General features: G+C 74.4%; 2 protein-coding genes and 1 pseudogene. All 3 read right to left on the bottom strand.

Going from position 1 to position 13,055, the window contains the following annotated elements:
* Window positions 1-149 precede the first annotated feature (149 nt).
* Window positions 150-1,493 (bottom strand): NAD(P)/FAD-dependent oxidoreductase, encoded by a 1,344-nt coding sequence (locus ACFVYI_RS09800; protein ID WP_387882827.1) that lies wholly within the window; start codon window positions 1,491-1,493, stop codon window positions 150-152.
* A gap of 54 nt (window positions 1,494-1,547) precedes the next feature.
* Entirely contained in the window at window positions 1,548-2,327 is a 780-nt protein-coding gene (locus tag ACFVYI_RS09795; protein WP_387882825.1) for an arylamine N-acetyltransferase, read from the bottom strand.
* Between the two features lie 93 nt (window positions 2,328-2,420).
* Window positions 2,421-13,037: pseudogene (locus tag ACFVYI_RS09790) on the bottom strand (type I polyketide synthase); the annotation flags it as partial.
* Window positions 13,038-13,055: the final 18 nt, after the last annotated feature.

The following is a 13,055-nucleotide window of genomic DNA, read 5'->3' as shown; positions in this document are numbered from 1 at the left end:
TGTTCTGTGGAACGTGGAACACCGACTTCTCGGTGCTGCGCCCGTGGTGGGCCGCGTGCCCGGGTGGTGCGCGCGCCCCGGGGTCCCGCCCGGGGTCCCGGCGGCGGTCGGCCGCCGGTACCCCGGGCGTGCGGGGGGCGCTGCGGCCGTTACTGGCCGGTGGTCACCCGCAGGATGCGGGCCTCGGCCCGCTCCTTGCGGTCGTGCTCGTCGAGCTGCGGGTAGGACGGGCAGCCGAACACCCGCTGGAACGGCGCGAAGGTGTCCCACTCCGGACGCCGGCGCATCTCCTGCGCGACCGCGTTGTGCTCGCTCCAGAAGTCGCCGCCGATCAGCCGGATCAGGTAGCGCTCCAGCGCGTCGCGCGAGGTGGTCCGCCCCGCGTCGGCGGCCACCGAGACCAGCTCGCCGTCGTAGAAGGCGTGGATGAGCCGGATGTAGGTGTCGTACCCGGTCTTGAAGTAGTTCGAGTACTCGTCGATCAGGCGGTCGGCGTCGGCCGGGGCCTTCAGCGCCGCGTCGATCGTCTCGGCGGCGCGGGTGGCGGTGGCCGTCGCGACGAGCACCCCGCCGGAGAACATCGGGTCGCCGAAGCAGCCCGCGTCGCCGACCATGACCCAGCCGGGACCGGTGACGGTGTCCGCGTGGTAGCAGTAGTCGGTCTCGATCTTGAGGTCCATGCTGGGCGTGGTGCCGGTCAGCCGCGCGGTGATCCGCGGCACCCGGTTGAGGTGCTCGTCGAACGCCGCCTCCGGCGTGCTCGCGCGGAACACGTCGCGCGGCATCACGGTGCCGACGCTGATGACCTCCTTGGAGATCGGGATCGCCCAGACCCAGCCGTCGTTGTGCGCGCCGACCTGGATGTCGCCCTCGGCACCGAGGTTGTGCTTCTCGTCGAGGCCCTCGTAGTGCCGGAACACCCCGACCATCCGGAGCTTCTCCAGCGTCTTGCGGAGCCCGAACTTGTTGGCGATGCGCCCGGCCCGGCCGCTGGCGTCGATCACGTACGACGCCCGGACCTCGTGCTCCTCGCCGTCCTTCTCGTACGTGACGCCGACCATCCGGTCGCCGTCCATCAGCAGCTCCTTGACGCCGGCGCCGAGGTGGACCTCGGCGCCCGCCTTGGCCGCCTCCTCGACGAGCATCGCGTCGAACCTGGCGCGCTCGACCTGGAAGGCGCGGTCGAAGCGACCCTCGCCCTGCTTGCTGAAGTCCGCGCGGAAGACGCCGGAGAAGAACTTCTTCTCCGTCGGGTCGATGAATTCGCCACCGAACTTCGGGACGTATCCCCTGGTCTCCAGCGCCTCACGCAGACCGATCCGGTCGAAAAGGCCCATCATGTAGGGCAGCAGGGACTCGCCTATGTGGAAGCGCGGAAACTCGTCGCGCTCCAGGAGCACCACGGAATGGCCCTGCTTGGCCAGGACAAAGGCGCTGACCGCGCCGGCCGGGCCGCCGCCGATGACAACCACATCGGCCGAGTTCTTCGCCATTGGATTCCCTTCGTGAATTCGTCGTACATCGCCTGCGAATGGTGTTCCTGCGGGTCAGGGGAGGTCCCCGGACACGATGGTGCCGACGAGCACGCGGTGCTCGTCGTCGTCGACGACGGTGCGCACCCGCTCCCGTCCGTCCCGGACCGTCAGGTGCCGCCGGCCCTTCAGGACGACCTGGCCGTCCTCGAACGCCCGGCCGTAGAGAACGCCCTGCATGTCCCCCTCGGGGGGCGGGGCCGGATTCCCCCGGGCACGGTCCTCCAGCTCCTTCCAGTCGCTCCACCGCCGGGGCAGCAGCTTGAAGGTGTAGACGACGCTCCAGCGGGTCACCCGCCCGCGCCGCTGCAACGCGAAATCGCCGTCGCCCTTGTCCACCAGCCGGTACTGGCAGCCGAACTGGGTCTGCACCGCGTCGGTGACGAGCAGTGGTTCGAGGTAGGACGGCCCCGGGTAGCCCACGTCGACCAGCCACTCGGCGCCGTCCAGTGCCACCCGGACGAACATGTGCTCGACCTCGGTGCCGAAGTTCTCCCTGCCCTCGGCGGTACTGGCCGCCATCAGGGAGACGTCGTAGCCCAGGGCGCCCAGCAGCCGGAAGAACAGCCGGTTCAGCTGGAAGCAGGTGCCGCCCCGCCCCTCGGCGACGGCCGTCTCGAACACGGCGTCCTCGTCGAGGTCGACGAGGTTGACGCCGTCGGTGAAGTCCTGGGCGGCGATGTTGTACGGGATCGCCATCAGATGCCGCTTGTGCAGCGTCCGCAGCGTCTCGATGTCCACGCCCGTCCGCCCGTCGCACCCGATGTGCCGGAGGTAGGCGTCCGCGTCGAACATGTCGTCAACTCCTCTCTTGTTCCCGGGCCGGACAGGGGCCGGATCAGGGTGGGTGGTGGGCGGCCACCGGGGCCGCCGGTCGGTCGTGACGGCTCAGAGCGAGATGGCCGCGACGCCCCCCGCGCCCTCGCCGAACATGCGTTCCTGCATGTGCGCGACAATCATCCCCGGCGTCGGATGATCGAAAACAAGTCCGGCCGAGAGCTTTCGTCCCATCAGTTCGCCCAGCCGGTTGCGCAGTTCGAGCGCGGTCAGCGAGTCGAAGCCGATCTCGAAGAGCCCCTGGTCCACGTCGATGTGGTGCGAGGCGCTGTACCCGAGGACGAGGGCCACCTGGGCACGGACGACGTCCAGCAGGACCGTCGTCCGCTCCGCCGTGGGCAGCCCGGCCAGCTGCTCGGCCAGCCGGCGCCGCTCGTCACCGGAGACCGCGGCCCGGGCCAGCTGCCGGCTCGCACGCACCAGCCCGCGCAGCAGCGGCGGAGCCTCGCGCCCGGCCGCGGCGTCGGCGCGCAGGGCCCGCAGGTCCAGCTTGGCCGGCACCAGCAGCGCCCGGTCACCGCGCAGCGCGGTGTCGAACAGCGCCATGCCCTCGGCCGGCGTCATCCCCAGCAGGCCGCCGCGCCGGTTCAGCCGGCTGCGGGTCAGGTCGTCGGTGTCGGCCGCCATGCCGGAGTCCTGCTCCCACAGGCCCCAGGCCAGCGACAGCGCCGGCAGACCGGCCGCCCGGCGCCGGGCCATCAACCCGTCCATGTAGGCGTTCGCCGCCGCGTAGGCACCCGTGCCCGCGCCCAGGAACACCGCCGACACCGAGGAGTAGACCACGAACGCCTCCAACTCCGGTGCCAGCTTGCGGGTCAGCTCGTCCAGGTGCTGCGTCGCGGTCACCTTCGCCGCGAACACGCGCTCCAGCCGCTCCCGGTCGACCTCCCCGATCACACCCGCGTCGAACAGGCCGGCGGCGTGCAGCACGGCGGTCAGCCGGCGACCGTCACGCTGGACGGCGGCCAGCAGCTCCGCCACCGCGTCCCGGTCGGTCACGTCGCAGGCCGGCACCGAGACCGATTCGGCACCCAGCTCGTACAGCTCGGCTACCAACTCCTCGGCCCCGGCGGCCGCCAGGCCGCGTCGGCTGGTCAGCACCAGATGACGGATGCCGTGGTCGGTGACCAGGTGCCGCGCCAGCACCGCGCCCAGCGACCCCGTACCACCGGTGATCAGCGCCGTCCCCGCCGGATCCAGCACCGGCTCCGCACCCCGCACGACAACCGCCCGGGCCAGGCGCGGCACGTACAGCGCCGCACCGCGCACCGCGACCTGCGGCTCCCCGACGGCCAGCACCGGGCCGAGCAGCGACTCGACGTCCACCGGGTCGGCGGCGTCGGTGTCCAGCAGGACGATCCGGTCCGGGTTCTCCGCCTGCGCCGCGCGGACCAGGCCCCAGACGGCGGCGCCGGCCGGGTCCGCCACCGTCGCGTCGCCGCCGGCGGGCACCGCGCCCCTGGTCACCACCACCAGCCGGGTCTCCTCCAGCCCGGCCCCGGCCAGCCAGGTCTGGACGACCTCCAGCACCCGGTCCGTCACATCCAGCGGGCTGTCCGCGTCACCGCCGGTGACCGCCTCCAGGATCGCCGTCTCCGGGACCTCCGCCCCGGACAGCGCGTCCTCCGCGAGCGTGGCCACCTCCTCGGCCGTGGACAGCCGCACCCAGGACGGCGACCCGGCGCTCCCGGCCCGCGGCACCTCCGTCCAGTCCACCCCGAACAGCGAGTCGCCGCCCGTGCGGCCCGCCGCCGCGCCCAACTGCTCGGCGGACACCGGACGGAACACCAGCGAGTCCGCCGTCAGGACCGCGCCACCGGACTCGTCGACCGCCTCCAGCGACAGGGCGTCCGGCGCCGGCTGGGCCACCCGCACCCGCAGCGACGAGGCTCCCGCCGCGTGCAGGGCCAGCCCGTTCCAGGCGAACGGCAGCATCGTGCGGTCGTCGCCCGTGCTGAGGAACGCCTTCGCGTGCAGGGCGGCGTCCAGCAGCGCCGGGTGGATGCCGAACCCGGCGGCGCTGCCCCGCTGGTCCTCCGGCAGGGCGATCTCGGCGAAGACCTCGTCGCCGCGCCGCCAGGCCGCCCGCAGGCCGCGGAACACCGGCCCGTAGACGTAGTCGTGCTCCAGCAGGCCGGCGTAGAACTCCTCCGGGCCGATCTCCACCCGCTCCGCGCCGGGCGGCGGCCAGGCGGTGAAGTCGAACCGGGAGCCGGCGGCCCTCGCCGTGGCGGTGAGGACACCGGTGGCGTGGCGGGTCCACGGCTCGCCGACGGCCTCCTCGCGGGTCGAGTAGACGGCCACCGTGCGGGAGCCGCTCTCGTCCGGGCCGCCGACGGTGACCTGGACCCGGACGCCGCCCTGCGCGGGCAGGATCAGCGGGGCCTCGATCACCAGCTCCTCCAGCGTGCCGCAGCCGACCTCGTCGCCGGCCCGCACCGCCAGCTCCACCAGACCGGTACCGGGCAGCAGGACGACGTCGCCGACGGCGTGGTCGGCCAGCCAGGGGTGGGTGCGCAGCGAGAGCCGGGAGGTGCAGAGCACCCCGCCCGTCTCCGGCACCTCCACCACCGCGCCCAACAACGGATGGTCGACACCCGCCAGGCCCAGGGAGGTCGCGTCGGTGGCCGCCGTCGTCCTTTCGAGCCAGTAGTGCTGGTGGTCGAAGGCGTAGGTCGGCAGGTCCACCTCGGCGGCGCCGGCGCCGGCCGGCAGGACGCCGGTCCAGTCCACGGCGACGCCCCGGACGAAGAGTTCGGCCATCGACGTCAGTAGCCGGCGCGGCCCGCCCTCCTCCCGGCGCAGCGAACCGGTGACCAGGGCCTCGGCCTGTGCCTCGTCGACGATCTCGTTGATCGGCTGGACGAGCACCGGGTGGGCGCTGGCCTCCACGAACACCGTGTGGCCCTCGCCCAGCAGCGCGGCCACCGCCGGCCCGAACCGCACCTGGCCGCGCAGGTTCCGGTACACGTAGCCGCCGTCGATGACGCCGGCCTCGCGGATCCACTCGCCGGTCACCGTGGAGAAGAACGGGATCCGCGGCGCCCGGCCGCGGATGTCCGCGAACGCCTCCGCCAGCGTCTGCTCCAGGGCCTCGGCGTGCCGGGTGTGGGAGGCGAAGTCCACCGCGACCCGGCGCACCCACACCCCCTCGGCGGTCAGCGCTTCGACGGCCTCGTCCAGCACGTCGAGATCACCGGCGACCACGACCGACCGGGGGCCATTGACCACCGCGACCTCCAGCCGGCCCGACCAGCGCTCCAGCCGGGCCGCGGCCTCCGCCTCGGAGAGCGCCACCGACGCCATGCCACCACGCCCGGCCAGCTGCCCGGCGATCACCTGGCTGCGCACCGCGACGATCCGCGCGGCGTCGTCCAGGGAGAGCGCGCCGGCCACGCAGGCCGCCGCGATCTCGCCCTGCGAGTGGCCGACCACCGCGTCCGGCACCACCCCGACGGACGCCCAGACGGCCGCCAGGCCGAGCATCACCGCGAAGCTCGCCGGCTGCACCACGTCGGCCCGGTCCAGGATCTCGGCGGGCGCCTCGCCGCGCAGCACCTCCTCCAGCGACCAGTCCACCCACGGGCTCAGGGCCCGGCCGCACTCCGCGATCCGCTCCGCGAACACCGGCGAGGAGTCCAGCAGTTCACGACCCATGCCGGCCCACTGCGCGCCCTGGCCGGGGAACACCAGCACCGTCCGGCCCGCGCCCGAGGACCCGGCGCCGCCGGTCACCACCGCCGGGCTGCCCTCGCCGCGCGCCAGCGCGGCCAGCGCGGCCGACGCCTCCTGCGAGGAGCCGGCCACCACCACCGCGCGCTCGGACAGCAGCGCCCGCCGGGAGAGCAGCGCACCGGCCAGCGCCGCCGGGTCGACCGCCCCCGCGAGGGCCGTCAGCCGCCCGGCCTGGCCCGCCAGCGAGACGTCGCTCTTCGCCGACACCACCAGCGGCACCACGGTGTCGGGCGCGGCGTCGGCCGCCGTCGCCACCTCGGCCTCGACCGGTGCCTGCTCCAGGATCACGTGCGCGTTCGTCCCGCTCAGGCCGAAGGAGGAGACCCCGGCCCGGCGCGGCCGGTCGGTCTCCGGCCACGCGCGGGCCTCGGTCAGCAGCTCGACGGCGCCCGCCGTCCAGTCCACCTGCGAGGACGGCGCGTCCACGTGCAGGGTCGCGGGCATCACGCCGTGCCGCAGCGCCTGCACCATCTTGATCACACCCGAGACGCCCGCCGCCGCCTGCGCGTGGCCGATGTTGGACTTCAGCGAGCCCAGCCAGAGCGGACGCTCCGGGTCGCGACCGCGGCCGTAGGTGGCCAGCAGTGCCTGCGCCTCGATCGGGTCGCCCAGCACCGTCCCGGTGCCGTGCCCCTCCACCAGGTCGACATCGGCGGTCGACAGGCCGGCCGCGGCCAGGGCCTTGCGGATCACCCGCTGCTGCGACGGGCCGTTGGGCGCGGTGAGGCCGTTGGACGCGCCGTCCTGGTTCACCGCCGACCCGCGCAGCACCGCGAGCACCCGGTGGCCGTTGCGCCGCGCCTCGGAGAGCCGCTCCAGCACCACCACGCCCGCACCCTCGGCCCAGCCCGTGCCGTCCGCCGCGTCCGCGTAGGACTTGCACCGGCCGTCCGTCGCCAGCGCCTTCTGCCGCGAGAACTCCATGAACATGCTCGGGCTGGACATCACCGTCGAGCCGCCGGCCAGGGCCAGCGAGCACTCCCCCTGGCGCAGCGCCTGGGCGGCCAGGTGGATCGCCACCAGGGAGGAGGAGCAGGCCGTGTCGACCGTCACCGCCGGGCCCTCGAACCCGAACACGTACGACACCCGGCCCGACGCCACGCTCGCGCCGGCGCCGGTCAGGGCGAAGCCGCCCAGCTCCGCCGGCACGTTGCCACCGGCGTAGTAGTCGACGCCCATGATGCCGTTGAACACCCCGACATCGGTACCCTTCAGCGAACCCGGATCGATGCCGGCCCGCTCCATGGCCTCCCACGAGGTCTCCAGCAGCAGCCGCTGCTGCGGGTCCATCGCGAGCGCCTCACGCGGCGAGATCCCGAAGAAGACCGGGTCGAACAGCGGCGCCTCGTGCAGGAAGCCGCCCTGGCTGACGTAGGAGGTGCCCTCGCTCTCCGGATCGGCGTCGAACAGTTCGTCCAGGCCCCAGCCGCGGTCGGAGGGGAACAGCGACACGCCGTCCCGCCCCTCGGTGACCAGCTGCCACAGGTCCTCCGGGGTGGCCACGCCGCCGGGGAGCCGGCAGGCCATGCCGACGATCGCCACCGGATCGGCCGGGTCGTGCACGGCCGCCACGGGGACGACCGGGCCCGCCGCGACCGCCGTCCCGTCGAACTCGCCGTCCAGGTAGCGGGCCAGGGCGAGCGGGGTGGGGTAGTCGAACACGGCCGTGGCGGGCAGGCTCAGGCCGGTGGCCTCGCGGAGGCGGTTGCGCAGTTCGACCGAGGTCAGCGAGTCGAAGCCGGCGTCCTTGAACGCCCGCTCCGCCGCGACGTTCGCCGCGCCCGCGTGGCCGAGCACCGACGCGACGTGCGTACGGACCAGCTCCAGCAGCAGCGCCTCGCGCTCGGCGACCGCCAGCCCGGCCAGCCGGGCGGCCAGCCCGCTGCCGCCGCCGGCCGCGGCGGACCGCGCCGACTGCCGGCCGGGACGGACCAGGCCCTGCAGCAGCGACGGCACCCCGGTACCGGCCGTGGCGGCCGCGCGCAGGGCCCGCAGGTCGAGCTTGACCGGCACGAGCAGCGCCCGGTCGCCGTACAGCGCGGTGTCGAAGAGCTCCATGCCCTCCGCCGCCGTCAGCGGCTGGGCGCCACCGCGCCGGTTCATCCGGCTCCGGGACAGCTCGTCCAGGTCGGCGCCCATGCCGTCGGCCTGCTCCCACGGGCCCCAGGCCAGCGACAGCGCCGGCAGACCGGCCGCCCGGCGCCGGGCCATCAGGCCGTCCATGTAGGCGTTCGCCGCCGCGTAGGCACCCGTGCCCGCGCCCAGGAACACCGCGGACACCGAGGAGTACGTGATGAACGCGTCGAGGTCCGGGGCGAGTTCGCGGGTCAGCTCGTCCAGGTGCCGCGTCGCGGTCACCTTCGGCGCGAACACGCGCTCCAGCCGCTCCGGGGCGACCTCGCCGATCACACCGCCGTCGAAGACACCCGCCGCGTGGACCACGGCGGTCAGCCGGCGACCGTCACGCCGGACGGCGGCCAGCAGCTCCGCCACCGCGTCCCGGTCGGTCACGTCGCAGGCCGGCACCGTCACCGACTCGGCGCCCAGCTCGTGCAGCTCGGCCACCAACTCCCGGGCACCCGACGCCTCCAGGCCGCGCCGGCTGGTCAGCACCAGATGACGGATGCCGTGGTCGGTGACCAGGTGCCGGGCCAGCACCGCGCCCAGCGACCCCGTGCCACCGGTGATCAGCGCCGTCCCCGCCGGATCCAGCACCGGCTCCGCACCCCGCACGACCGCCGCCCGGGCCAGGCGCGGCACGTACAGCGCCGCACCGCGCACCGCGACCTGCGGCTCCCCGACGGCCAGCACCGGGCCGAGCAGCGACTCGACGTCCACCGGGTCGGCGGCGTCGGTGTCCAGCAGGACGATCCGGTCCGGGTTCTCCGCCTGCGCCGCGCGGAGCAGACCCCAGACGGCGGCGCCGGCCGGGTCGGTCACCGCGGCGTCGCCGCCGGCGGGCACCGCGCCCCGGGTGGCCACCACCAGTCGGGAGCCCTCCGGACCGGCCCCGGCCAGCCACGCCTGGACGACCTCCAGCACCCGCCGGGTCAGCGCGAAGGGGGTGTCGTCGGCGCCGCCGGTGACGGCCTCCAGCCAGCCGGCCGCCGGCGCCCCGCCGGCCTCCGTGCCCGCGAACAGTGCCGCCACGTCCTCCGGGGTGGCGACCCCGACCGGGGCCGGGCCGGCTTGCGCCACGGGCGGAGCGGCGAGCTCGGCCCACTCCACCCGGAACAACGCATCGGTGCCCGGCGTACCGGCCGCCGCCTCCAACTGCTCGGCGGAGACGGCCCGCGAGACCAGCGAGTCCAGCGTCAGGACCAGCCCGCCGGCGTCGTCGACGGCCTCCAGCGACAGGGCGTCCGGCGCAGGCCGGGCCACCCGCACCCTGACCGAGGACGCGCCCGCCGCGTGCAGGACGAGCCCGTTCCAGGCGAACGGCAGCCGCACCACCGGCTCCTCGCCCGTCTCGGCGCCGCTCAGCGCGGCCGCCGCGTCCAGCATGCTGGAGTGCAGCGCGGCGTCGAGCAGACCGGGGTGGATGCCGAAGCGGGCGCCCTGCTCCCGCAGTTCCTCCGGCAGGGCGACCTCGGCGAAGATCTCGTCACCGCGCCGCCAGACCGCGCGCACGCACTGGAACGACCGGCCGTAGGCGTAACCCGCCCGGGCCAACAGGTCGTAGCCGCCGGTGAGGTCCACCGGCTGCGCGCCGGACGGGGGCCAGGCGGTGAAGTCGAACGCGGGCGTGGCGGTGCCGACCGTCGTCGGCAGCAGCGTGCCGGTGGCGTGGCGGACCCAGGCGTCCGTGGCGTTCTCGGCGTCCACCGCGTCCTCGCGAGCGGAGTACACCTCCACCGTGCGGGCGCCCCGGTCGTCCGGACCGCCGACGGCGACCTGGACCCGCAGGCCGCCGTGCTCGGGGACCACCAGCGGGGCCTCGATGACCAGTTCGTCCAGCGCACCGCAGCCGACCTCGTCGCCGGCCCGCACGGCCAGCTCCACCAGACCGGTGCCCGGCACCAGGACCACTCCCCCGACGGCGTGGTCGGCCAGCCAGGCGTGCGTCCGCAGGGAGAGCCGGGAGGTGAACACCAGCCCGTCGGACTGCGGGAGTTGGACGATCGCACCGAGCAGCGGGTGGTCGGCCTTGCCCTGGCCGAGCGAGGCCACGTCGGTGAGCGGGGTGGCCGGGAGCCAGTAGTGCTCGTGCTCGAACGCGTAGGTGGGCAGCTCCAGATGGGTGGCCGTGAAGCCGGCGGGCAGGGTCTTCGCCCAGTCCACCTCGACGCCCCGGACGAAGAGTTCGGCCACCGAGGCCAGCAGAGTGTGCGCCTCGGGGCGGCCGTCGCGCAGGGCGGCCACCGCCACCGCGCGGCCGTCGACCGTCTCGTCCACCACACCGCTGAGCGCGGCACCCGGGCCGAGCTCGACGAACAGCGCGTCACCGAGCTCGGCCGCCGCGGCGATGCCGTCGGCGAACCGGACCGGCCGGCGGACGTGCTCCACCCAGTAGGCCGGGTCGGCCAGTTGACCGGGCTCGGCCGGACGGCCGGTGACGTTCGAGATGATCGGGAACCGCGCCTCACCCCAGGTCACCTCGGCCAGGACGGCCGCGAACTCGGCCAGCATCGGCTCCATCAAGGCCGAGTGGAAGGCGTGCGAGACCGTCAGCCGCTTGACCTTGCGGCCCTGCGCCTTCAGGCTCTCGGCGGCCTTCAGCACGGCCGCCTCCTCGCCGGAGAGCACCACCGACGACGGCCCGTTCACCGCCGCCAAGTCGACGCCGTCACCGAGGAGTTCGGCGATCTCCGCCTCGGTGGCGGCCACCGCCACCATCGCACCGCCGGACGGCAGCGCCTGCATCAACCGGCCACGCGCGGCGACGACCGCCGCCGCATCCTTGAGCGAGAGGACCCCCGCCACGTGCGCGGCCGTCAGTTCGCCGATCGAGTGACCCAGCACCGCGTCCGGGCGAACGCCCCAGGACTCCACCAGCCGGAACAGCGCCGTCTCCACGGCGAACAGACCCGCCTGGGTGAACACCGTCTGATCCAGGGAGCCCGCCGTACCGAACACCACATCCTTGACCGAGTACTCCACCCAGCCCGCCAACTGCCCGTCCAGCGCCGCGCACGCCGCGTCGAACGCCTCCGCGAACACCGGGTACCGCTCCGCCAACTCCCGACCCATGCCCACCCGCTGGGAACCCTGCCCCGGGAAGACGAGGACCACCTTCCCCGGACCGCCGGACGGCGACGCGCTGCCGATCGCCCCGGTGGGCGCGGACTCGCCGCGCGCCAGTGCGGCCAGGCCCGCCAGCGTCTCCTCGCGCGAACCGGCCACCAGGACCGCGCGCTCGCCCAGCACCGCCCGCTGGGCGATCAGCGCACCCGCCACCGCGACCGGCGAGCCGGCCCCGGACGCCCCGACCCCGGACGCCTCGGCGCTCTCGACGAAGGCCGCCAGCCGCCCGGCCTGGCCGGCCAGAGCCGTCGCCGAGGCCGCCGACAGGACCAGCGGAACCACCGTGTCGGGCGCGGCCTCGACCGCGACCGGCTCCTCCTCGGGAGCCTGCTCCAGGATCAGGTGCGCGTTGGTGCCGCTGACACCGAACCCGGACACACCCGCCCGGCGGGGCCGACCGGTCTCCGGCCACTCCTGCGCCTCGGTCAGCAGCCGCACGGCACCGGCCGACCAGTCCACCTGCGAGGACGGCGCGTCCACGTGCAGCGTGGGCGGCATGACGCCGTGCCGCAGTGCCTGCACCATCTTGATCACGCCCGAGACGCCGGCGGCGGCCTGGGTGTGGCCGATGTTCGACTTCAGCGACCCGAGCCGCAACGGCCGCTCGGCGGGCCGGTCCTGACCGTAGGTGGCCAGCAGCGCCTGCGCCTCGATCGGGTCGCCCAGCACCGTGCCCGTGCCGTGCCCCTCCACCACGTCCACATCCGCAGTGGTCAGCCCCGCGTTGGCGAGGGCCTTGCGGATCACCCGCTGCTGCGACGGACCGTTCGGCGCCGTCAGACCGTTGGAGGCGCCGTCCTGGTTCACCGCGCTGCCGCGCACCACCGCGAGCACCCGGTGACCCTTGCGGCGCGCCTCGGAGAGCCGCTCCAGGACCACCACACCCGCGCCCTCGGCCCAGCCGGTGCCGTCCGCCGCCTCCGCGTACGCCTTGCAGCGGCCGTCCGAGGCCAGGCCGCGCTGGCGCGAGAAGTCGATGAAGAGACCGGGCGTGGCCATCACGGTCGCACCGCCGGCCAGCGCCATCGAGCACTCGCCGCGGCGCAGCGCCTGCGCGGCCAGGTGGATCGCCACCAGCGAGGACGAACAGGCGGTGTCGAGCGTGACCGCCGGGCCCTCGAAGCCGAACACGTACGAGATCCGGCCGGACGCGACACTGGCGGCCGCTCCCGTCCCCGTGAAGCCCTCCAGCTCGGGCGGCACGCTCCCGCCGGCGAAGTAGTCGACGCCCATGATGCCGTTGAACACCCCGACGTCGGTGCCCTTCAGCGTGGCCGGGTCGATACCGGCCCGCTCCAGCGCCTCCCACGAGGTCTCCAGCAGCAGCCGCTGCTGCGGGTCCATCGCCAGCGCCTCGCGCGGCGAGATCCCGAAGAAACCCCCGTCGAACAGCCCGGCCTGGTGCAGGAAGCCGCCCTGGTCCACATAGGAGGTGCCGCGGTTCTCCGGGTCCTCGTCGAACAGGCCGTCGAGGTCCCACCCCCGGTCGGTGGGGAAGGCCGAGACGCCGTCGCGGCCCTCACTGACCAGGTTCCAGAGCCCCTCGGGGCTGTCGACACCACCGGGCAGCCGGCACGCCATACCCACGATCGCCACGGGCTCACTGGAGGCGCTCACGAGTTGGCGGTTCCGCTTCTTCAGCGAGCCCACCTCTTCGAGCGACTTCCGTAGCGCCTCGACGAGCTTCTCGTATGAAGTACTCACTTC

It is taken from the genome of Kitasatospora sp. NPDC058218, from assembly GCF_042882445.1.
GTDB lineage: Bacteria > Actinomycetota > Actinomycetes > Streptomycetales > Streptomycetaceae > Kitasatospora.
The sequence above is the reverse complement of the archived record's forward strand: the minus strand, read 5'-3'. Positions and strand labels throughout refer to the sequence as shown.

Bases quoted from the DNA above. Each gene is read 5' to 3' on its own strand.
- ACFVYI_RS09800 (WP_387882827.1), bottom strand. From the start codon at position 1,493: ATGGCGAAGAACTCGGCCGATGTGGTTGTCATCGGCGGCGGCCCGGCC.
- ACFVYI_RS09795 (WP_387882825.1), bottom strand. From the start codon at position 2,327: ATGTTCGACGCGGACGCCTACCTCCGGCACATCGGGTGCGACGGGCGG.